The sequence below is a fragment of the Malaciobacter marinus genome (genome assembly GCF_003544855.1).
GTDB classification, from domain to species: Bacteria; Campylobacterota; Campylobacteria; order Campylobacterales; family Arcobacteraceae; genus Malaciobacter; species Malaciobacter marinus.
In genome coordinates, this window is sequence record NZ_CP032101.1 from 2,110,784 (window position 1) to 2,132,616 (window position 21,833).

General features: G+C 25.7%; 22 protein-coding genes. 6 read left to right on the forward strand and 16 right to left on the reverse strand.

The window, feature by feature from the left end; translation table 11 throughout:
- Positions 1 to 71: 71 nt before the first annotated feature.
- Positions 72 to 392: a NifB/NifX family molybdenum-iron cluster-binding protein gene (locus AMRN_RS10265; RefSeq protein ID WP_099309994.1), complete on the reverse strand. Its 321-nt coding sequence runs from the start codon at positions 390 to 392 to the stop codon at positions 72 to 74.
- A 420-nt stretch (positions 393 to 812) separates the two neighbouring features.
- On the opposite strand from AMRN_RS10265, the gene AMRN_RS10270 reads away from it, so the two are divergent.
- Complete coding sequence (locus AMRN_RS10270) at positions 813 to 1,403, forward strand: DUF134 domain-containing protein (RefSeq protein WP_099309993.1); 591 nt, start codon at positions 813 to 815, stop codon at positions 1,401 to 1,403.
- 11 nt (positions 1,404 to 1,414) lie between these two features.
- On the opposite strand, the gene htpX is transcribed toward AMRN_RS10270, so the two are convergent.
- A complete protein-coding gene (gene htpX, locus AMRN_RS10275; protein WP_099309992.1) occupies positions 1,415 to 2,263 on the reverse strand; it encodes a zinc metalloprotease HtpX in 849 nt (282 codons plus the stop codon).
- 107 nt (positions 2,264 to 2,370) lie between these two features.
- Here htpX and AMRN_RS10280 point away from each other — a divergent pair, with 107 nt between their 5' ends.
- Positions 2,371 to 2,862: a SixA phosphatase family protein gene (locus AMRN_RS10280; RefSeq protein ID WP_099309991.1), complete on the forward strand. Its 492-nt coding sequence runs from the start codon at positions 2,371 to 2,373 to the stop codon at positions 2,860 to 2,862.
- 37 nt (positions 2,863 to 2,899) lie between these two features.
- On the forward strand, positions 2,900 to 3,373 hold the full coding sequence (locus AMRN_RS10285; RefSeq protein WP_099309990.1) for a SixA phosphatase family protein: 474 nt from the start codon (positions 2,900 to 2,902) through the stop codon (positions 3,371 to 3,373).
- Positions 3,374 to 3,389: 16 nt separating this feature from the next.
- On the opposite strand, the gene mnmE is transcribed toward AMRN_RS10285, so the two are convergent.
- The 10 genes from mnmE to AMRN_RS10335 form a co-directional block, all read right to left on the reverse strand.
- Positions 3,390 to 4,733 carry a tRNA uridine-5-carboxymethylaminomethyl(34) synthesis GTPase MnmE gene (mnmE, locus tag AMRN_RS10290; RefSeq protein WP_099309989.1) on the reverse strand — a complete coding sequence of 448 codons (1,344 nt, stop codon included), beginning with the start codon at positions 4,731 to 4,733 and terminating at the stop codon, positions 3,390 to 3,392.
- A 2-nt stretch (positions 4,734 to 4,735) separates the two neighbouring features.
- Entirely contained in the window at positions 4,736 to 5,605 is an 870-nt protein-coding gene (locus tag AMRN_RS10295; protein WP_099309988.1) for a Jag N-terminal domain-containing protein, read from the reverse strand.
- A gap of 8 nt (positions 5,606 to 5,613) precedes the next feature.
- Positions 5,614 to 7,233, reverse strand: coding sequence for a membrane protein insertase YidC (gene yidC / locus AMRN_RS10300; protein ID WP_099310025.1), 1,620 nt, complete (start codon positions 7,231 to 7,233; stop codon positions 5,614 to 5,616).
- A complete protein-coding gene (gene yidD, locus AMRN_RS10305; protein WP_099309987.1) occupies positions 7,226 to 7,561 on the reverse strand; it encodes a membrane protein insertion efficiency factor YidD in 336 nt (111 codons plus the stop codon). The genes yidC and yidD overlap by 8 nt, the downstream gene beginning before the upstream one ends.
- Positions 7,558 to 7,893 (reverse strand): ribonuclease P protein component, encoded by a 336-nt coding sequence (gene rnpA, locus AMRN_RS10310; protein WP_099309986.1) that lies wholly within the window; start codon positions 7,891 to 7,893, stop codon positions 7,558 to 7,560. Before rnpA ends, yidD begins: the two co-directional genes overlap by 4 nt.
- Positions 7,881 to 8,015 (reverse strand): 50S ribosomal protein L34, encoded by a 135-nt coding sequence (gene rpmH, locus AMRN_RS10315; RefSeq protein WP_099309985.1) that lies wholly within the window; start codon positions 8,013 to 8,015, stop codon positions 7,881 to 7,883. Before rpmH ends, rnpA begins: the two co-directional genes overlap by 13 nt.
- An 81-nt stretch (positions 8,016 to 8,096) precedes the next feature.
- The gene (locus AMRN_RS10320; RefSeq protein WP_099309984.1) at positions 8,097 to 9,992 is read right to left on the reverse strand and encodes a sensor histidine kinase; all 1,896 of its coding nucleotides are present in this window, start codon (positions 9,990 to 9,992) and stop codon (positions 8,097 to 8,099) included.
- A gap of 65 nt (positions 9,993 to 10,057) precedes the next feature.
- Positions 10,058 to 12,634: an ATP-dependent Clp protease ATP-binding subunit gene (locus AMRN_RS10325; protein WP_099309983.1), complete on the reverse strand. Its 2,577-nt coding sequence runs from the start codon at positions 12,632 to 12,634 to the stop codon at positions 10,058 to 10,060.
- A 58-nt stretch (positions 12,635 to 12,692) separates the two neighbouring features.
- The gene (locus tag AMRN_RS10330) at positions 12,693 to 14,816 is read right to left on the reverse strand and encodes an ATP-binding protein (RefSeq protein WP_099309982.1); all 2,124 of its coding nucleotides are present in this window, start codon (positions 14,814 to 14,816) and stop codon (positions 12,693 to 12,695) included.
- 1 nt (position 14,817) lies between these two features.
- Positions 14,818 to 15,927: an ABC transporter substrate-binding protein gene (locus AMRN_RS10335; protein WP_099309981.1), complete on the reverse strand. Its 1,110-nt coding sequence runs from the start codon at positions 15,925 to 15,927 to the stop codon at positions 14,818 to 14,820.
- 61 nt (positions 15,928 to 15,988) lie between these two features.
- Here AMRN_RS10335 and AMRN_RS10340 point away from each other — a divergent pair, with 61 nt between their 5' ends.
- The gene (locus tag AMRN_RS10340; protein ID WP_099309980.1) at positions 15,989 to 16,555 is read left to right on the forward strand and encodes a ribonuclease HII; all 567 of its coding nucleotides are present in this window, start codon (positions 15,989 to 15,991) and stop codon (positions 16,553 to 16,555) included.
- A 1-nt stretch (position 16,556) separates the two neighbouring features.
- On the opposite strand, the gene AMRN_RS10345 is transcribed toward AMRN_RS10340, so the two are convergent.
- Positions 16,557 to 16,871, reverse strand: coding sequence for an MTH1187 family thiamine-binding protein (locus tag AMRN_RS10345; protein WP_099309979.1), 315 nt, complete (start codon positions 16,869 to 16,871; stop codon positions 16,557 to 16,559).
- 86 nt (positions 16,872 to 16,957) lie between these two features.
- Between AMRN_RS10345 and AMRN_RS10350 the strand changes: the two genes are divergently transcribed.
- Positions 16,958 to 19,153, forward strand: coding sequence for an EAL domain-containing protein (locus tag AMRN_RS10350; RefSeq protein ID WP_099309978.1), 2,196 nt, complete (start codon positions 16,958 to 16,960; stop codon positions 19,151 to 19,153).
- 73 nt (positions 19,154 to 19,226) lie between these two features.
- Positions 19,227 to 19,568 carry a hypothetical protein gene (locus AMRN_RS10355; RefSeq protein ID WP_099309977.1) on the forward strand — a complete coding sequence of 114 codons (342 nt, stop codon included), beginning with the start codon at positions 19,227 to 19,229 and terminating at the stop codon, positions 19,566 to 19,568.
- A gap of 24 nt (positions 19,569 to 19,592) precedes the next feature.
- Here the strand turns inward: AMRN_RS10355 and AMRN_RS10360 are convergent, their stop codons facing one another.
- The 3 genes from AMRN_RS10360 to AMRN_RS10370 all read right to left on the reverse strand — a co-directional run bounded on the left by AMRN_RS10360 (position 19,593) and on the right by AMRN_RS10370 (position 21,832).
- The gene (locus tag AMRN_RS10360) at positions 19,593 to 20,447 is read right to left on the reverse strand and encodes a bifunctional methionine sulfoxide reductase B/A protein (protein WP_191282121.1); all 855 of its coding nucleotides are present in this window, start codon (positions 20,445 to 20,447) and stop codon (positions 19,593 to 19,595) included.
- 101 nt (positions 20,448 to 20,548) lie between these two features.
- On the reverse strand, positions 20,549 to 21,166 hold the full coding sequence (locus AMRN_RS10365; protein ID WP_099309975.1) for a fumarylacetoacetate hydrolase family protein: 618 nt from the start codon (positions 21,164 to 21,166) through the stop codon (positions 20,549 to 20,551).
- 9 nt (positions 21,167 to 21,175) lie between these two features.
- Positions 21,176 to 21,832, reverse strand: a complete 657-nt coding sequence (locus AMRN_RS10370) for an NUDIX hydrolase (protein ID WP_099309974.1) — start codon at positions 21,830 to 21,832, stop codon at positions 21,176 to 21,178.
- Position 21,833: the final 1 nt, after the last annotated feature.

A 21,833-nucleotide genomic window follows, 5' to 3' on the forward strand; every position in this document is an offset into this window, starting at 1 on the left:
GTAAGTTTGAATTTATCTTTTTTGTATATAATTTCAAAAGTACCTCTTTGGTTAAGGGGTACTTTTTTTATTTATATTTTTTTCAATTTATCTTGAACAAAATCGCTATACAAAGCTAATACTTTTTTTCTGTTTGTTTCTTTAAAAATAGATACACCAACTTTTTTCAAATCTTCAATTGGTAAATCATTTGTATCTGATGTAACTAAAGCATTAAAACTATTATTTTTAAATAATTTAACAATATCTTCATTTCTATTTTCTAACATTTCAACTGAACTTATTGTTTGTCCACTTAAATTTAATACTGTAAAATATTTTGCATTTGTAAAGTTTGTTGCAACTTCTGACATATAACTTAGATTTTCAACTGTAGGAAATACAATTCTCATTTTGTACCTTTAGAGTATATTATTTTTATAAAAGGATTTTTGTAAAAACTTAATATTTATTTGTATTTATCAAAAAAGTTTTTACAAAAATTATGGTGTTATAATCTTGATTGACCCAAGAGAGGAGTGTTATTTTGTATGTTAGGCTAGACAACTAAACAAAATGATCAATCTAATTATATTTGTTAATATATCTTCATACTTAACTCTAAAATTCATTCAACTAAGAATTAATTTGAGAGAGCGGGTTCACTTAGTTCTAATATGAAATAAAATATTATTTCATACAATTAATTCGAGTTAAGCCTTATGAACATATGACCGAATGATATCATTTATTTGGTCATATGTCAAGTACTTTTCCATGTTTTTAACAAGATTATGCTAAAATTCATTATCCAATAAATTCAAAGGAGTTTTATGGCAAGAGAAAAACTAGAACGTAAATTAAATTTAAAACCAGTATGTAAATATTTTGGTCCAAAAGATAAAGAAGCTAAAGAAGATGTTGTACTTTTACATGAAGAATTAGAAGCTATTCACCTTATGGACTCTTTTTGTATGTATCAAGAAGATGCAGCAAAAAAAATGAATGTATCAAGAGCAACATTTGCAAGAATTGTAAAAAGTGCTAGAAAAAAAATATCACTTGCATTAATAACAGGAAGTAATATAAAAGTACATGAAGTTAAAAATGAATTTCGTATTGCTATTTGTTCAAAAAAACAAGATGAACTTGAATATGCTGAAGCTGAAGCTGAATATATTTGGATTGTATTTATAAAAGATTATAAGTTAAAATCTCAAAGCTGTATTAAAAACCCAATGTATAAAAATGAAAATGAAGCTACATGTAATGTATTACCTGATTTACTACATGATTATGGAGTTAACTATTTTATGATAAGTGATGTAGATTATGATTTAAAAATTTCATTAATTGCAAAAGGTATTTATCCAATCTTAAAAGAAGAAATTCAATTAGAAAGTCTAGTAGATATTTTTCAGTAGAGGCAAGGTCTCTACTTAAGTTGTGATTTCAATTCTTCTAACCTTGCAATTCTATCTTCAGTTGTAGGGTGTGTTCTAAAAAGTTCTGAAAACTTCATATCTTTTCCACTAAAAGGATTTATTATAAACATATGAGCTGTTTGTTCAGTTGCATTATGAATTTCTCCTCTTTTAGCATAACTTTCAAGTTTAGATAATGCACTTTGTAAACCACTAGCATCACCAACTAACCTTGCAGCACCCTCATCTGCTAAATATTCTCTACTTCTACTTACTGTCATTTGAATAACTGCTGCTGCTAAAGGTAAAATAATTGCTAAAACAATCATAACAAAAGGATTTGAGTTTTGTCTATCATTTCCTCCAAAGATTGCTGAAAACTGCATCATATTAGCAATCATTGCAATAGCACCTGCAAAAACTGCTGCAATAGTTCCAATTAATATATCATAGTGTCTTACATGTGATAATTCATGGGCAATAACACCCTCAATCTCTTTTTCATTTAACAAATCCATAAGTCCTTGTGTTACAGCAACTGCTGCATGTTGATGATTTCTTCCTGTTGCAAATGCATTTGGCATATCATCAGGTATTATATAAACTCTTGGCATTGGTAAATTTGCTTTGTATGCAAGTTTTTGTGTAATTTGATATATTAAGTGTCTTCTATCTATAATTTCAACTGCATTATATGAAGACAATACATGCTTATCAGAATAATAATAAGCATAAAAATTCATTCCAGCAGCTAACAAAAATGCTATTAGCATTCCATTAGGGCCACCAAAAGAATATCCAATAAATACAAACAGCACAGATAATAAGGCAAGAAAAAAAACTGTTTTTATTTGTTCCATTACTGCTTCCTTTAATTTAATTTTTTATATACTATTATATTATAATTTAACAAATTTAATAAACAATTTAAATTAATTTTATAAATCTACTATTTATAGGAGATATTTTGAAAAAACTTTACTTAATTAGACATGCTAAATCTTCATGGAAAAATTTGACCTTATCAGATTATGATAGGCCTTTAAATAAAAGAGGAAAATCAAATGCACCATTTATGGGAAATTTACTTCAACAATTAGGAGTTAAACCTGATATTATAGTTTCATCTCCTGCATATAGAGCAAGAAAAACTGCACAATTAATAGCAAAAGAAGTAAAATATAATAAAAAGAACATTGACTATTATGAAGATTTATATGAAGCATCAGTAAATAATATTATTGATACTTTAAAATACTTAGATGATAAAAATAATGTAGTATTTTTAATAGGGCATAATCCAAGTTTAAATTTATTTGCAGAAGAATTTTTAGATTTTGATGAAAATATACCAACGTGCGCAATATTAGAAATAGAATTTTCTTGTCAATTATGGCAAGAAATCAATAGTTATAATTGTAAATTAATAACATTTGAATATCCAAAGAAATATTTATAATATTTATTAAAATAAAAGAAAAAAGATAGGCTAATAAATGAAAACACTATATTTAATGAGACATGGACAAAAGGAACTAGATTCAACAAAAGATGATTTTGATATAAAATTAACAAATAAAGGAATCAAATATATTGAAGATATTTCAACTAAACTTGTTGAAAATAATATTCAAATTGATTTAATTGCTTCAAGTCCAGCTTTAAGAGCAAAAGAAACAGCACAAATTGTTGCAAATAAATTTGGCTATGAGAAACCAATAATATATAATGAAGTAATATATCAAGCATTTTTAAATGAACTTCATGAAATAATCACATATACATATGATACTGTTGATTCTATGATTTTAATTGGTCATAATCCATCATTAGCTATATTGGCTTTAAATTACTGTGGCTATAAAGAAGAGTTTGATATGGGCTATGTTATTAGAATTGATTTTCATTGTGATTCATGGATTGATGTGTCAAAAAATAATGCAGAATTTAAAAAAGTTTATAAAATATAGGTAAATAAAAATTTATTTATTTACCTAAACAAAACTCACCAAACATAACATCTAGCATTTCATCATTTTCATATGGTCTTGTAATATTAGAAATAAAGTGCAATGCTTCTGTTATATGATGTGCAAAAAACTCTAATTCTCCAGTTTCAAGTGGCATAGAAGATTCTTTTATGTGATGAAGTGTTTGAAAAACACTATCTATTTGTCTTTTTGATATCAAAGTCATTTCATCACTATGAGTATTAGTATCAAGAATTTTTTCTATTTTAGTAACTAATGGTTGTATAGACTCTTTTGTACTTAAATTTGTATAATCATCTAATTTTGAAATATCAAAAACATTGTTTAAATCTGTTTTATTTAATACTTTTAAGATTTGTTTATTTGAAGTATTAAGTAATAAAGATAAAATTTTTTCATCTTCATTATCACAAGGCTTATTATTATCAAATAAAGCAACAACTATATCTGCTTCATTAATAGCAGTGATTGATTTTTCAATACCAATTTTTTCAATAATATCAGAAGTTTCATCTCTTATACCAGCTGTATCAACTATTTTTATAATATGTGTTCCAATCTTTACAGACTCTTCAATTGTATCTCTAGTTGTTCCTGCTATATCAGAAATAATTGCTCTATCATAATTTAAAAGTTTATTCAGCAGTGAAGATTTCCCAACATTAGGTTTTCCTATGATTGCAAGTTTAAACCCTTCAATCATTCCTTCTCTTCTTTTACTAGCTTCTAAAGTATTTTCAAGTTTTTCTTTAATATTTTTTAATTTTTCTTCTATTTTTTCAAAAATATCAGTAGGTAAATCATCTTCTGCATAATCAATACTAACTTCTGTATATGCAAGCATAAAAAGTAAATCTTCTCTAATATCTTCAACAAAATTAGTCAATTCACCTTTTAATTGTTTTGCTAAAAGTTTAACTGCATCTTCACTTCTTGCTTCAATAATTTTAGAAATTGCTTCTGCTTTTGATAAATCCATTTTTCCATTAAAAAAAGCTCTTTTTGAAAATTCACCAGGATTAGCAATTCTTGCACCACAGTTTAATACTTCATCTAAAACCATGTTTGCAATAGCTACACCACCATGACATTGAAATTCAACAATATCCTCTCCCGTGAAAGAGAATGGTGCTTTAAAGTATAATAAAAGTCCTTCATCAATTGCTTCATCACTTTTAGTATAAAGTGTTGATAAAGTTGCTAGTCTTGGTTTTAGATTCTGTCTTTTTGATATTTTAAGAGCAATTGGTAAAGCTTCTTTACCACTAACTCTTACTATTGAAATTGAACCTATGCCATTTGCTGTAGCTATTGCTACAATTGTATTATCATCAAACAATTTTATTGCTCTTTACTTCTATATTCATTGACAAGTACATATCTATCACCTCTAACATTTGTCTTAACAGCAACATATTTGTTAGGGAACTCATCTCTTAATCTTTTTAATGCAATATGAACTAAAATACCATCTAAAGGTTTTGTTTTAAAACTACCTTTTTCATTAATTGTTGCAATTGCAGGTTCTAAATATGTATGTATAGACTCTTCTTGATTCTTTAAAAACTCTGCAACCTCTAGTCTTAACATCAAGCCATATCTTTCATTTATCCAATTAAATAAAATATAAGACAGTGCTTTATATCTATAGCCCTCTTTTCCAATTAAAAGTGCAGAATCAGCTCCAGTAAACTCTACATATAATGTTTCATTATCATAAAATTCTACTTTTATGTCTTCAATTTCATAACATGTATTTGAAAATAATGAATCTATTCCTTCTTTTACTTCATTTAAAATAATTTGTTCATCTTTTTTTACAATAACTTCATTTATTTGTTGTTTATCGCCAACTTCATAAAAATTATCAAAGATTTTTTCTTTTGAATGAATATTTGGAACTTTTTTATGTGATTTTTTTAAAGTAGGTTCTTTTTGTGTAGCAACTTTATTTGAGTCTTCAATTTTTTTAGATACATCTTCTATTTTTATATCTTTTTTTCTAAATCGATGTTCTTTTTGTTTATTATCATAAACTTTTCTATCTTGTTTTTCAACAACTTTAATAATAGCATTTTTACGACCAAAACCAAGAAAACCTTTTCTTGGTTGTTGATCAATTTCTATTTCTAAATTTGTAATTGAACAATTAAATTCATCTTTTGCTAATTCATATGCCTCTTCTAAACTATTTGCTTCAAACTTTTTCATAATTAATCCTATTTTTTTATAGCTCTTTTCTTTTCAAACATTTTATTTATTGTATATTGTTGAGCTATTGTAAATACATTATTAACGAACCAGTATAGTGTTAAACCTGCTGGGAACCATAAGAAGAAGAATGTAAATACAACTGGTAACATTTGGAAAATTTTTCTTTGCATCTCATCTTGCATTGTATTTGGAGTAATTCTTTGTTGTAACCACATTGAAGCACCCATTAATATTGGTAATACAAAATAAGGATCCATTTCTGCTAAGTCATGAATCCATAAAATCCATTCTGAACCTTTTAGCTCAATTGCGTTTAAAAGGACTCTATATATAGCAAAAAATACTGGAATTTGCAAGATAATTGGTAAACAACCACCCATTGGGTTAGCACCATGCTTTTTATAAAGTTCCATCATATGCATTGATGCTTTTTGTTTATCATCTTTATATTTTTCTTGTATTTCTTTAATTTTAGGAGCTAACTCTTTTAACTTGTTCATTGATACCATACCTTTGTATGATAAAGGATATAATACAAGCTTAATTAAAATTGTAACAATAACAATAGTCCATCCCCAGTTTCCAACAATATTATGAATATATTGTAAGAAAATAAACATAGGCTTTGCAATAAATGTAAACCAACCATATTCAATAACATCTGTTAACTCTGGATTTAAAGATTTTAAAGTTTTAAACTCTTTTGGACCAATATACCCACTAAAGCTAATATTATCATTTCCATGAATAAAAGGTGAAGGATTACTTTCATTATCTGGCATTACTGTAATTGCTAATGATTTATTAAAATTATAAATAACTGTTGCATAGTATCTATCAAAATTTGATACAAATTTAATTCCTGTATAGTTTTTAGTTTTATCTAAATCACCATCTTCAATTAACTCCATTGTACCATCATTTTGTTTTACATACATACCATGATCAGCATACATATCAGCTAATACATTTGGTCTAAACCCATTTGTAATAAAAAACTTCTTTGCATTTGTAGTTTTTACTTGTAAATCATAATGACCATCTGGATAAAATTTCAAAGTTTTTGTTAATGTAGTGTTTGATAACTTTTGTGTTAATACTAACTCTTGTGCACTTGTTTTTGCATCAACAGTACTTTTACTAGCAATAACATTTACTTTAAAAGCTTCATCATTTATATTTGCATCTGCAAATCTTACTTCTAAAGGTCTTAATTGATTTGCTTCAAAAAGCTTTATTTGCTCTTTATTTTCATCAATATACTGTTTATCTTGTAAAGTAACTTGTGCAATTCTACCTAAATTATCAATTTCAAATATATTATGTTTTGTTTTAACTGTTGCAATAATATTTTTTGAAGCAACTGCTTTTGAAGAAAGTGCATCAACTGATTTTGAATTATTCTCTGCTGAAGCAGTAACACCATTTGCCATTGTACTTTGTTGTTCAACAGAAGGAGCACTATTTGCTTTTTGCACTTGCTCTTGTGTAATCTTAGCTTGTTTTGCTTCTTGTTGCGGCTTTAATACTAAAAACTCATATGCAATAAAAAATACAAAAACGACTAATGTCATAATTAACATTCGTTTTTGCATACCACCATTATTCTGATTCATGTTATTCATCATTATTGTTATTCCACTCCCTATTTTTAACTACCAAATATCTATTATTATTCACAGGTATGTACCAATATTTGATTTTAATTTTTTTAAAATTTATATTATTATGCCTTATCAACTTTATAACAGGATAATCAATTCCACCTCTAAAAAGTTGATTACATTTTAATATCCGTGTTATTGTAAAATAAATAGCCTTAAAAAATGTATTATTTTCAAATTGCCAAAGGGCATATTGTGAACAAGTTGGGTAATATCTACAACTTCCATATGAAAAAAACGATAAATATTTTTGATAAAATCTAATTAAATACTTTACAATTCTTTTCATTTTAGAAGTTCTAGTCTTTTAAGAGCAAAAATAAAATCTCTTTTTAACTCTTTTGGGTCTTTTTCAAAAATCTTTTGTTTAGCAACAAATATGTAGCTTCCAGTGGCTACTTGTTTTTCAAAAGAGACAAACATTCCTCTAAGTCTTCGCTTAGATTTACTTCGCATCACAGCATTACCTACTTTTTTTGAAGCAACAAAAGCTACTTTAAAATCTTTTGCAGGCGAAAAAAAAGCGACAAAGGAATGGGTGTGCCATTTTTTGTCGCTTTTATAGATCTTGTTAAAATCGCTTGAATTATTAATTCTGTGTTTTTTGCTTAAACAGCTAATCTTTTTCTACCTTTAGCTCTTCTTGCTTTAATAATTCTTCTACCGTTTTTAGTAGCCATTCTAACTCTAAAACCATGTGTTCTCTTTCTAGGAGTATTATGTGGTTGATATGTTCTTTTCATCTTTAGCTTTCCTCTTATTGACTAATTAAGTTGCGGATTATAGTTAAATACAGCTTAAAGTAACTTTAGTTTAAAGTCTTTTTAATCTATTGGAAGGGTTATTTTAAAACATGCACCTTTATATTTTTCATTTTCAAACTCATACTCTTCATTTGAAAACTCAAGTGTTCCATCAAGATGTTTATTTACTATCTCATTACTCATATAAAGCCCTATTCCCGTACCTTCTTCCTTTGATTTTGTAGTAAAATATGGTTCAAATATTCTATGTTTTATATGATCATTTATTCCATTTGCATTGTCTTTTATAAGAATAATTAAACTATTTTCAACTTTTTTTGCTTCTATAAAAATTAATTTTCTAAAATTTTGTTTTATTAACTCATCTCGTGCATTATTTAAAATATTGATTAAAACTTGTACAAGTTTACTTTCAAAAGAACAAAGCACAACATCTTCAATATTACTTATTAGTTCAATATCCTTATTTTTATACTGTGCAGAGACAAGTTTAAATGTTTTTTCAAAACTATCTTGAATATTAAACTCTTTTCTTGTTTTGTTATTTTTGAAAAAATTCCTAAAATCATCTATTGTCTTAGAAAGATATTGAACATTGTTATTTATTGAGTCTAAACTTTTTATCTCAAAATCATCTGTTAAAACTCCAATCTCTTTTTGCATTTTAACGCCAGTTGCGGCTGTACTAATAGAACTTAAAGGCTGTCTCCACTGATGAGCAATATTACCAATCATTTCTCCCATAGTTGCCATTTTTGATTGATAAGCTATCAAATTATCTTTTTGTCTATTTGTTTGTATTTGCTCTTCAATCTTATTTTTATAATTTAAAAATATTCTTTCAATTAATTTTGAAATATATATAGATATTAAAAGTAAAATAATTGTTGAAATCACTGTTATTTTATAAAGTGTTTTTATCTCTTCTTTATATTTTTTTTCTAAAACTAACTCTTTTTCTTCTATTTGTTTATATACATCATCCAAATAAAAGCCAGTTCCAATAATCCAATTCCACTTATCAAACTTTTTTATATAACTTATTTTTTCTATTTTTTTAATAACACTATTTGGTTTATCTATATGGTCATATCTTAAATAATTACCTTTTTTTGAAACTTTTTTCATCTTTTCAAAAGATTTATTTATATTTTCTACAAAAGCCAAATCAGAAATGCTTTTTCCTATAAAATCTTTATTATAATAACTTAGATATTTACCTTTGTTATCTAAAACAAATATATATCCATATTTTCTATATTTTACACTGCTTAGATACTCTAAAATCTCTTTTTTTAAGTTTTGCTCATAATCAACTACAAATCTTCCAGTTCCTATATACAAATTTAAAGGTTCAATCTTTTTAAAAAAACCGATTTTCTTATACTCTTTATTGTCATTTTTAGGCCAATACCAAGAGTAGTATGTTTCATTTTTAGTTTTTAAGATTTCATTTAACTCTTTTGAAATGTTATTACTTTTAGAATCTTTATAATCTAGTAAATTTCTACCTTCAATACTTTTATCTCCACCATGTAAAATATTTACTCCATTAAAATCATAAATAAAAAAATACCCATCTTTTGCATAATTGATATTATTTAATACTTTTTTTATTTGTTCAAGAATTTTCTCTTTTTTTTCATCTTTATTCATATTATATACATTTAAAGATATTTGATGTGCATTTAAAACTACTTTTTTTAACATCTGTTCTAAATTTTTTTCAGTATTTTTTTGTTTCATCTTTATGTAGTGAATTGTTTCAAGAACTTCATTTTTTACAAGCTCTTTATTTGTAGTTATATATTTTTGTTTTATCTCTTTTTTTTCTAGGTTTAAATTCTGTTTTTTTTCATATAATAAATAAAAATTAATAATAATACAAAGAATAAGTATAAATATCGATGGGGCATATTTTATAATTTTTAGAATTTTATTTTCTTTTCTTATCATAAAACCTTCTCCTTCTATATTTTATGATTATATCATATTTTCAAATAGAAGGAGAATTTTTAATTTTATTTTATTTCAACTGTAATTTCATTATCCTTATAATCAAAGTTTATAACATCACCCTCAGATATTTTTTCTTCCAATATCATATCAGCCAATTTATCTTCAACTATTTCATATATGGCTCTTTTTAGAGGTCTTGCTCCATAAACAGGATCAAATCCTGCTTTTGCAATAAACTCTTTTGCACTTTGTGTTAATGTTATAGTTATATCTTTTTCTTCAACTTTTTTTCTAATACCATCAAATAAAATCTCTACGATATTTGTTATTGCTTCTAAGTTTAATTGCTCAAATATAACAATATCATCAAGTCTATTTAAAAATTCTGGTTTAAAGTTTACTTTTAACTCTTGTAAAACCTCTTTTTTTCTACTCTCTTTATCAGATATTTCAATAATCTTTGAACTTCCTATATTTGAAGTTAAAATAATTATTGTATTTTTAAAATCAACCGTAACACCTTTATTATCAGTTAGTCTTCCATCATCTAATACTTGTAATAAAATATTAAATACATCAGGATGTGCTTTTTCTACCTCATCAAATAAAATTACACTATAAGGTTTTCTTCTAACTGCTTCTGTTAGTTGACCACCCTCATCATAACCTACATATCCAGGAGCTGCACCAATAAGTCTTGAAACTGCATGTTTTTCCATATATTCACTCATATCAAATCTTATTAGTGATCTTTCATCATCAAATAAAAATTTTGCTAATGTTTTTGCACTTTGAGTTTTACCAACACCTGTTGGACCTAAAAACAAAAATGACCCTATAGGTCTATTTGCTTCACTAAGTCCTGCTTTATTTCTTTTAATTGCTCTACTTATTGCTTTTATTGCATCATCTTGACCAATAACATCCTCTTTTAAAACAGATTCTACTTTTAAAACTCTTTGTTTTTCAGAATCCATCATTTTATTTACAGGAATTCCTGTCCATCTACTTACAATTGATGCAATTGAATCTTCATCAACTGAGTTTCTAAGAAGAGTTCCCTCCTCTTGCATTTTTTCCCATTTTTCTTCATTTTCTACTATTTGCTTTTCTAAAGTTGGTATTTCACCATATTCAATAGATGCAGCTTCTTCAAATCTTGATTCTCTTTTTGCAATATTTGCTTTTGTTTTAAGTTCATCAATTTTTGCTTTTAATGTTGAAGTTGCATTAAAAGTATGCTTTTCATTCTCAAATCTTGACTCTAAGCCTCTTTTTTCTTCATCTTTGTTTGCTAATTCTTTTTCTATTTCTTCAAGTCTTTGTTCATTTTTTTTAGTTTTTTCCATCTTCAATGCTTCTTTTTCTACATTTAAAGACTCGATTTCTCTTTTAATTATTGATAAAGCATATGGTTCAGATTCAATTTGCATTTTAAGCTCTGCTGCTGCTTCATCTATTAAATCAATAGCTTTATCAGGTAAGAATCTATCAGTAATATATCTATCACTTAATTTAGCAGCTGCAATTAGTGCACTATCATTAATCGTAACATTATGATGTGTTTCTAATTTTTCTTTTATACCTCTTAGTATTTGTAATGCTTCATTTACATTTGGCTCATCAACTTTTACAGGTTGAAATCTTCTTTGCATTGCTGTATCTTTTTCAAAGTATTTTCTATACTCTTTAAGCGTAGTTGCACCAATAGTATGTAATTCACCCCTTGCTAAAGAAGGTTTTAAAATATTAGCAGCATCCATACTACCCTCACTAGCACCTGCACCAATAATAGTATGTATTTCATCAATAAATAAAATTACATTTCCAGCTTTTTTAACTTCATTTATAACAGATTTTAATCTATCTTCAAACTCTCCTCTATATTTTGCACCAGCAATTAAAGCACCCATATCAAGAGCAACAACCCTTTTATTAAGTAAACTTGTTGGAACATCTTTATTTACAATCTTTTGAGCAAGCCCTTCTGCTATTGCTGTTTTACCAGTTCCTGGTTCTCCTAATAAAACAGGATTATTTTTTGTTTTTCTAATCAAAATTTGCATCATTCTGTTTATTTGCTCATCTCTTCCAATAACAGGATCTAGCTCACCATCAATAGCTTTTTTATTTAAATCTGTTCCAAATTTTTCTAAACTTTCAAGTGTCTCATCAGATGTTGCACTATCAATTTTTGCCCCTGCTCTTATAGCTTCAAGCTCTTTTTTAGCATCTAAAAGATTTATATATTTACCTAAAACCTCTTTTATTTGCTTATCATCAAAATTAGCAATAAGCCAAGTATCAACAGCAATAAATTTATCACCATTTGAGTTCATAAGCCCATGTGCTTTTTCAAGTGAACTCATAAAATTTCTTGATAATTTTATATTCTCTTTTGATACATTAGATACACTTGATAAGTTTGATGCAAGAGATTTTATTTCTAATTCAATTGCTGCTTTATCAATGTTCATTTTATTTAGTAATTGATTTAATACTGAATTTGTATTTGTTATTAATGCCCACAAAAAATGTATTACATCTACTTCTTGATTTTTATTGTGTAGGCATAAAGATACTGCTGAATCTATTGTTTCAGCAACTTGGTTAGTTAATTGTTCAAATATCTTTTTCATTTTTAGCACTCCTTTAATTTATCTGCTAAATTATTATAGCAAGTTGAGTGTTATAATGTCAAGTATTTTTCATATAATTAAAGATTACTTTAAATTGGCATCCTGTATAAGCTTCATTTTCATAAGAAAATTTAATATTTTCTACTTCAATTATTCCTGCCATATGTTCAACTATTATTTGATGAGTCATATATAAACCAATTCCTGTTCCTTGAGATTGATGTTTAGTAGTAAAATAAGGATCAAAAATTTTTGATTTAATATCTTCTTTAATACCTCCAGCATTATCTTTAATAATCACAAAAACTTTATTTTTGGATACATATGCATCAATAAAGATAACTCTATTCTCAACATTATTTATCTTTAATGCATCTTTTGAATTGTTAATTATATTTATAAATGCTTGTGTCAATTCATTTGCAAAGCCATTGATAAATAAATTTTGACCAACTCTTTTTTCTATTTTTATATAGTGATTTCGAATACTAGATTCAAGAAGTTTCAATGATCTTTCAATAATTTCATTTAAATCAATTCTTTCAATATCTTTATCTACTTTAAAAAAGTTTCTAAAATCATCTATTGTTTTTGATAAATATTTAGTATTTTTAATAATCATATCCAAAGAGTTATCTAAACTTTTATCATCTAATATTCCAAACTCTTTTTCAACTTTTAAAGCACCAGCAGCTGTACTAATTGAGCTTAAAGGTTGTCTCCACTGATGAGCAATATTACCTATCATCTCTCCCATTGATACCATTTTTGATTGTTGAGAAAGTAGTTTATCTTTATTTTTTAATTCAGTAATATCAATAAAGCAACTGATTTTAAACTTTTTATTATTTAAAGTAATAAACTTTCCTTGTCCCAATGCAGTAAATGTTTCATTTTCTGCATTTACTAACTCTAACTCATAAGGTGAGCTTTCAATATCTATTTTTTCTTTTACTAATTCAATAGATTTTTCAGATATAAAATCAAACAAGCTTTTTCCAACTAATTGATTTTTATCATCTAACTTCATCAAGTTTAAAGCCACATCATTTACTTGATAAATCTTTTTTGAATCATGCACAACTATTGCTTCCATAGTTGAATTTAAAAGATACTCAAAACTATTTCTTGCTGCTTTTAGCTTTTTTTCTCTTTTATCAATTTGTTTTTTCATTTTTTCAAAACTACCAATTAAAGAAGTAATCTCTTTAAAATCTGATACTTTTATTTTTTTATTATAATCACCATCTGATATATCTTTTGTAGTTTCTTGTAAATAATCAAACTCATCAAAAATCTTATTAAATATTTTAAATACAAAAAATAGTGCAAAAGTTACGAAAATAATTACAATAAAAAATACAATAAAAGCTATACTTTTTATTGCATCAATTACTTCACTTTGGTTTTGTCTTATTATGACAGTCCAACCTGTTTTTTTTATTTTTGAATACATACCAAGATTTATTAAATCTCTTTTTATACTGTTAAAACTTTTTATACTGAACTCTTTATTATTCTTTATAAGCTCTTCAAAAACCGTACTATTTTTAATATTAAATCTTTGAGTTACAAGTTTTTGTGCATCTGGATTAAAAATAAACACACCATTTTTATCTACCATTCTAATCATATGTGTTTCATCACTATTTTTAAATTTTGTAATAAAATTTGTAAGTTCCTCAAGCTTTAATTGAATAACAATAATTTTATTTTTATATTTTAAACTATATGAAATCGAAGGACTATTATTTGCAGAAGATAAAAATACATCAGACCAATAATCAAGTTTTTCATCATTTAATTTTTTATAAAAATTTTTATTTGAATAATCAAAACCTTTATAGATATTATCCATATTTTTTCCAACAAAATCAACCAAAATTCCATCTTTATTTAATATAAAAATAGATGAGATATCACTATTTAAATATAATACATCATTTAAATACTCATCACTTAGATTTTGTTTTTTTATACTAAAAGAGGCAATATTCTCAATTCTTTTTAAAAGTTTCAATCCTTCTGAATTTACTTGTTTTAAAACTTGTTTTTGAGTATGTTCAACACTTGTAATTTTTATATCATAAAAATTAAGCATAGTTAATATTCCAATTATTACAGAAACTGTAATAATCGATAAAATAATAAATGATGAAATTGTACTTTTTAAACTTTTCATGCTAATTTATTCTTTCATATTCACTATTTTTAATAGTTGTAATAAAGTATTCTCTTGAAACATCTCCATACTTATCAAATATAATATGCCCTTGTAAACCTGTAAAAATTTTTTTTGTAAGTATATACTCTTTAATCTTCATAGGATTAGTAGTATTTTGTAAAGCTTGTATTAAAATCTTTGCAGTTTCATATGCTTGTGTTGCAAAGACTGATGGTTCATACCCATATAGTTTTTCATATTTTGACTTAAATGTCAGATAATTTGTATTTTTAGAGTTATCATCATATGCAGTTATAAAAAGCATCCCCTCAACAGCTTTTCCACCCTCTTGAATTAACTTATACTCTTTTGCCCAACCAGCAGAGACAAAAGTAGAATCATTGTGCTTTAATCTTAAAAATTGTGAAAGTTTTGCTACATCAAGTGAGTTTGCAATCATAAATATTGCATTTGGTTTTTTATCTTTAATATCATCTAAAATAGCTTTAAATCCAGCATTTATATCAATCACTGAAACTATTGTTCCTTTTTTATTTTTTTCATATGAACTTTTAACATATTCAATAACACCCTTTGAATAAGAATTATTTTTAGAATCATAATAAATAGCCATTTTATCTTTTTTATTTTCCAATAAATATTTTGACAACTTCAAAAATTTTTCTGCGCTATTTGATACTTGTGTTCTTATAAAATTATCATCTTTTTTCGAGAACTCTTCACTACTTGCAGTTGCAGAAATAAGTAAGATATCTTTTTTATCTTTTACTTTGTTTACTGATATCTTTGTCATAGAACTAGTCGTATTCCCAACTACTATTTTTATATCTTTTTTTATTAAGTCATTTATAGCATTTAAAGCTTTTTTTTCATCTTGTCCGTCATCTTTTGTGATTATATTTACTTTTTTACCATTAATTTTATATTCTATTTCTTCAAAAGCCAATTTAAAACCACTTAAAACACCATTTCCTAAAGAAGAATATTTTCCTGTAAGCCCAGAAATAAAGCCTATATTTATATTTTCTTCACTACTATTCTTTTTATAAAAGAAAAATGCGAAAAAAACAATAATTAAAACAATTAGTATCAATAGTATTTTTTTCATCTTAAACCTTAAGTTTTGTTAAACTATACGATTATACATGAATTATTATTAAAGGACAAAAATGCTTTGCGGAATAGATGAAGCTGGGCGTGGACCACTTGCAGGTCCACTTGTAGTAGCAGGTGTAGTGCTAAAAGAGCAGATAAAAGAGCTTAATGACTCTAAAAAATTAACTGAAAAAAAAAGAGAAGCACTTTTTAAAGAAGTAATAAAATCAAGTGATTATCATATAGTTTTCAAAAGTGCCAAAGATATTGATACAAAAGGCATAAGCACTTGTATAAAAGAGTCAATTCAAGAAATTATGCAAAATGTAAACGCAAGTGAATATCTAATGGATGGAAACACCTCTTTTAATATTCCTACACTACAACATAAAATTAAAGCAGATGCAAGTGTAGTTGAAGTTAGTGCTGCTTCTATCTTAGCAAAAGTAAGTAGAGATAGATATATGTGCGAAATTGCAAAAGATTTCCCAAACTATAATTTTGAAAAACATAAAGGCTATGGAACAAAAGCTCATATAGAAAAAATCAAAGAGTTTGGACGAAGCAATCAACATAGATTTACTTTTAAATTAAAAGATTTAGGTGAAGAGAAAATTGGAGTTCAAAAAAGCCTATTTTAGGCTATTTTGAAACTTCTCCTATAAACTCTTCAACTGATTTTATTTTTTGTTTTATTCTGTTTTCATGATTTTGTCTAATATCAAAAGTAATAGTTGAATAGACTCTTTTACAACCTGCTTTTTCTAAAACTTCATAACATTTACCAATCAAATTTAAAGCTTCACTCATTTTTTCTGTTTCTATAATAGTACACATAGAAGTCAACTGATAGTTATAACCACTATTTTTAATAACTTCAATTACCTTTGAAACCTCTTTTGCCTTACTTTCACCCTTATCAGTTGGAAACATAGCCATTTGAACTAAAATGCTCATCTTTTATTCCTTTTAGATTTTTTTATTTTGATACTTTAGTATTACTATTATACAATATAATATAAATAAAAAAAGAAAGCGATTATATGAAAAGCAACCTATCTTATAAAAAACTTTTTGTTTTTTTAACAATAATTTTTGGAATAATACTAACAGCAACAACTTATATAACTTTTAACTACATAAAAAAAAGTGATATTCATAAAATTTCAAATGATAATCTAAAAAAATCCATTAGCTATAAAAAGAGTTTTATGAGTGATTATTTTAAACCTTATAAAAATTCAATAAACGCAATATCTTCAAATAAAACTTTAGAAAAATATCTAAATAATCCAAAAAAAGAGTATCAAGATTTTGTAAAAGAGCTTTTTTCTTCATATTTAGTAACTTTTGAAAATATAAATCAAATTGAACTTTTAAATAAAAACAATAAAAACACAATACAAATAAGTAAAAACTCAAAGATAAAAAATGTATTAAGTAGTAAAAACAAAAAAGAGCTTATCACAAAGTTTGAACAGTTTTCAAAAAATAATCTTTATGTTTCTACAATTGATTTTAATTCAACTAATCTTATTACAATTGATTTTGTAAAACAAATTACAAAAAACTATTTTATTGTTATAAATGTTGATTTAAAACACTTTTTTAATACTCTAAAAGAATCAAGATTATATGACCTATTTTTGATAAATAAAAAAGGCAAGTATTTATTTTATAAAAATTTAAACTTGAATTTAAATACCATTAACAATAGTACACTTTATAATGACTTTTCTAAAAGAGAAGCTAAAAAAATCTTAAACAATAATTTAAGCCAAGGCAAAGATTTCATTTCAACATTTACAAATATAAATAATCAAAACTATATTTTAATACTTAAAATGAAATATAAAAATCAAAATTTAAGTATAAGAGATTCTCAAAATTTTATTTTTATTGTTATTTTTTTATCTTTTATTATTTTAATACCCCTTGCAATTTATTTTGCAAATCTTCCTGATAAAGTTCTAAAAGAGTATGAAAAAAAGTTAATAACACATAATATTACAGGATTAAAGAACTCTATTTATTTAGAAAAAAAACTTGAAAAAACTAAGAACTTCGCAAACTCTATAATTATTTTGGTTTATATAAATAATTGTAAAAAATTACAAAGTGTTTATGGATATACAGCATTAAATAAAATTTTAAAAGAAGCAGGAAGACTAATAAGTAGCTATAAAGAAAATGATCCAAATTTTGATGATATTTATTCCTTTGAAAATAATATTTTTGCAATAAAATACAAATATAGTGATGAAAATCAACTTATAAAATTTACACAACTTTTATTTAATGACTTGGAAAATATTGAAATACTAATTGACAAAAATAGTTCAGTTTATCTTGATTTGACATTAGGAATAAGTAATCCCCAAAATTTAAATAGTAAAAATAAACTACATGAAGCACAAATGGCACTAGATTATGCAATTGAAAAAAGAATTGACATTTTAGTTTATGACCCAAATATTAAATCAAAAGATATAAATAGCCTAAATCTAAAGATATTAAAATCAATAAAAACAGCTATTGATAAAGATAATGTAATCTTACACTACCAAGCAATTTATAATAATAGAACTCAAAAAATAGAGAAATTTGAGACCTTAATGAGAATAAAAAATAGTAAAAATGAGATTTTATATCCAAACTCTTTTATGGATATTGCAAAAGATTCAAAAAAATACAATAAACTAACATACGCCATGATAGAAAAATCTTTTAAATATTTTCAAGATAAAGATTATGAGTTCTCAATCAATCTTAGTTTTTTAGATATTGTAGAAAAAGGTTTTACAAAATATTTAGAATACAAAATAAATGAGTATGGTGTAGCAAAAAAGTTAGTAATTGAAATAGTTGAATCAGAAAGTATTTCAAACTATAAAGAGATAAAAAGATTTATTAGCACAATGAAAGAGCTTGGTTGTAAAATAGCAATTGATGATTTTGGAAGTGGTTACGCAAACTTTCAACATATTATTAGTCTTAGTCAATATATTGATTATATAAAATTTGATGGTTCACTAATTAGAAATATCCATAAAGATAGAAAATCTCAACTATTAGTAGGTGTGATAAAATTTTTATGCGATAGCTTAGGTATTAGAACTATTGCAGAGTTTGTAGAAGATGAAGAAACACTTAAGTTTGTTGATTCTATGGGGATAAACTATTCACAAGGTTACCATATAAGCAAACCTGTAAGCAATATAGAAAATATACCACAATAGTTGCATAATTTAATAGTTTATTTACACTAAATTTGTTATATTTAATTTACAATATTTATAAGGAGAGTGCATAATGCAGATTCAAATGACTGCTGAAGTAGTTTTATCACAGTTAGGCTATACAAAAAATGAGAGTTCTTTTCAACAAGCGGAAAAGATGATAGCTGCAACAAAAGGTTTTGATAAGTTTTCTAAACATATCATTAGCTTAAATGACCATTTAAAAAAGATGAATGCGTATGTTGCATTGTCAAATTCAACTGAATTTTTAAAAATAAAATGTGATGGAAATGATGCAGATGAAATTTTAGAAGAGTTTCATAAAGAAGTAACTCATTGGGCAGATAAATATAATATTGAGTTACAAAAACTAAACAATAAAGAAGTTTACTATATATTAGGAACAAAAGAATAAAATAGAGAATTTTTCTCTATTTTATTAAAATATTTTTTTTCGTGTATGACAATAAGGAACTTTTCCTGTTCTTTCATAATAGTTTTGATGATAATCTTCTGCTGAGTAAAACTCACTTGCATTATGCAAAGTAGTAGCTACTATGTAACCTTTATCACTTAATAAATCCAAAATTTTCATTGCCGTTTGTTTTTGTTTATCATCTATATAATATATCGCAGATAAATATTGACTTCCAATATCTGGACCTTGACCATTTGTTTGAGTAAAATCATGTATTTCAAAAAAATATTTTACTAACTCTTCATAAGTTATTTCACAACAGTCATACTCTACTTTTACAGCTTCTAAGTGACCACTCATTCCACTACAAACACTTTCATAAGTGGGATTTAGCGTATCTCCACCCATATAACCTGAAACCACACTATAAACACCTTCAAGTTTTTTGAAGTAATACTCAACTCCCCAAAAACAGCCAGCAGCAAAATAAGCAATACTGTGATTTTGACAACATTTTTCTTTGCTATCAAAAACTAAAGAGATAGAGTTTACGCAATGTCTTGTATTTTTAGAAGTAAATCCCTCTCCTTCAAAAACATGACCTAGGTGACCATTACAATTTGCACAAATGATTTCCATTCTTCTGCCATCTCTATCTGGTACTTTTTTTATTGCACCTTTTATTTCATCGTCAAAACTTGGCCATCCACATCCTGATGAGAATTTGTCTTTTGATTTAAAAAGAGGTTTAGAACATTTTTTACACTTGTAAATTCCCTCTTCATAAAAATCATTATATCTACCAGAAAATGGTTTTTCAGTACCTTTTTGCTCAATTACATACTTTTCATCTTCTGCTAATTCATTATATTTCATTAAATTACCTTTAATTGCATCAATTAAACGAATAATAGCAAAGAAAACAACAAATACGATTAATAAAAAAAATAAATTCTACTTTTAAACTCTTTTAAACTTTAGCTAACTTTAAAAGTCGTTTCAATTAGGATTTCACCTTTATATAAAATTTTTCCAAGAAAAGTGTCATTTACTTTAAACTCTCCAACTCCTTTAGGAGTGCCTGTCATAAGAATATCACCATCTTCAAAATCCAAAAAACTTATAGCTTCTTTAATAATTTCATTTGGTTTATGAATCATCATAGAAATATCACCTTTTTGTTTTAACTCTTCATTAACAAAAAGTTGTACTTCTAAGTGTTCAATATCTTTATTTATAGATACAAACTTTGAAAAAACAGCAGAGTTTCTAAAAGCTTTTGCTCTTTCCCAAGGAAGTCCTGACTTTTTTAACTTTGATTGCAATTGTCTTAATGTTAAATCAAGACCAAAGCCAACTGCGCTTATTTTATTTTCTTCAATCAAAAAAGATATCTCAGCTTCATAATGGCAAGAATCATGCTCTTTTGGAAAGACTAAATCAGATGAAATAGAAGAGTTTGGTTTTATAAAAAAAACCATACTTTCAGGTACTTCATTATTTAACTCTTTTATATGCTCCACATAATTTCTACCAATACAAACTACTTTTGATGGCTGAATCTTTATATTATCATCTAAAATTACACTATTCATTTACTCTTCCTAATATTTATTTAAAAAATCCAATAATATGATAGATGTCATTCCCCATATTACATTATTTTTATATTTATATACCCAGACTTTATGTCTTTTATTTCCCCAAGGTTCATGATAAAACTTAGGAAGGTTAAGCTCTTCTACGGGAAAATAAATCTCTTTTTCTCCCTTTTCATTTATATGATAAGGTTTAACTTCACTTCTTAAAGTATATTCAACTGCTTTATTTTTTTTAAAAAAAGATAGAGGTATTAAAATAGTTTTTTCAACTTCACTCTTATCAATTTTCATAGTTTTTAAAGTTTTTTTCTTTATAACTCCAACAAAAACCTCAACAACAGCTCCAATAGGAGCAACCATTGTATCAAGTTGACCTACAATTTTTATATCTTTCTTTTTAATTCCAAGCTCTTCTTTTGTCTCTCTTAGTGCTGTTTGTTTAAAGTTTTTATCATGCTCTTTTTCAAAACCTCCACCAGGAAAACAGATATCTCCCCCTTGACTTATATTAGCCGCTCTTTTTTGAAATAAAATATGATATTCGCCCTCTTTTTTTACAAGTAAAATTAAAACAGCTGAATTAAACAATCTATGTCTTCCTAAAATATTTGGATGTTTAGGAAGATTAGAAAGCATTTTTTTCAAATCTTTTTTTTTCATT

Bases quoted from the DNA above. Each gene is read 5' to 3' on its own strand.
- AMRN_RS10265 (WP_099309994.1), bottom strand. From the start codon at position 392: ATGAGAATTGTATTTCCTACAGTTGAAAATCTAAGTTATATGTCAGAA.
- AMRN_RS10270 (WP_099309993.1), top strand. From the start codon at position 813: ATGGCAAGAGAAAAACTAGAACGTAAATTAAATTTAAAACCAGTATGT.
- htpX (WP_099309992.1), bottom strand. From the start codon at position 2,263: ATGGAACAAATAAAAACAGTTTTTTTTCTTGCCTTATTATCTGTGCTG.
- AMRN_RS10285 (WP_099309990.1), top strand. From the start codon at position 2,900: ATGAAAACACTATATTTAATGAGACATGGACAAAAGGAACTAGATTCA.
- AMRN_RS10295 (WP_099309988.1), bottom strand. From the start codon at position 5,605: ATGAAAAAGTTTGAAGCAAATAGTTTAGAAGAGGCATATGAATTAGCA.
- yidC (WP_099310025.1), bottom strand. From the start codon at position 7,233: ATGAATAACATGAATCAGAATAATGGTGGTATGCAAAAACGAATGTTA.
- yidD (WP_099309987.1), bottom strand. From the start codon at position 7,561: ATGAAAAGAATTGTAAAGTATTTAATTAGATTTTATCAAAAATATTTA.
- rpmH (WP_099309985.1), bottom strand. From the start codon at position 8,015: ATGAAAAGAACATATCAACCACATAATACTCCTAGAAAGAGAACACAT.
- AMRN_RS10320 (WP_099309984.1), bottom strand. From the start codon at position 9,992: ATGATAAGAAAAGAAAATAAAATTCTAAAAATTATAAAATATGCCCCA.
- AMRN_RS10325 (WP_099309983.1), bottom strand. From the start codon at position 12,634: ATGAAAAAGATATTTGAACAATTAACTAACCAAGTTGCTGAAACAATA.
- AMRN_RS10330 (WP_099309982.1), bottom strand. From the start codon at position 14,816: ATGAAAAGTTTAAAAAGTACAATTTCATCATTTATTATTTTATCGATT.
- AMRN_RS10335 (WP_099309981.1), bottom strand. From the start codon at position 15,927: ATGAAAAAAATACTATTGATACTAATTGTTTTAATTATTGTTTTTTTC.
- AMRN_RS10340 (WP_099309980.1), top strand. From the start codon at position 15,989: ATGCTTTGCGGAATAGATGAAGCTGGGCGTGGACCACTTGCAGGTCCA.
- AMRN_RS10345 (WP_099309979.1), bottom strand. From the start codon at position 16,871: ATGAGCATTTTAGTTCAAATGGCTATGTTTCCAACTGATAAGGGTGAA.
- AMRN_RS10350 (WP_099309978.1), top strand. From the start codon at position 16,958: ATGAAAAGCAACCTATCTTATAAAAAACTTTTTGTTTTTTTAACAATA.
- AMRN_RS10355 (WP_099309977.1), top strand. From the start codon at position 19,227: ATGCAGATTCAAATGACTGCTGAAGTAGTTTTATCACAGTTAGGCTAT.
- AMRN_RS10360 (WP_191282121.1), bottom strand. From the start codon at position 20,447: ATGAAATATAATGAATTAGCAGAAGATGAAAAGTATGTAATTGAGCAA.
- AMRN_RS10365 (WP_099309975.1), bottom strand. From the start codon at position 21,166: ATGAATAGTGTAATTTTAGATGATAATATAAAGATTCAGCCATCAAAA.
- AMRN_RS10370 (WP_099309974.1), bottom strand. From the start codon at position 21,832: ATGAAAAAAAAAGATTTGAAAAAAATGCTTTCTAATCTTCCTAAACAT.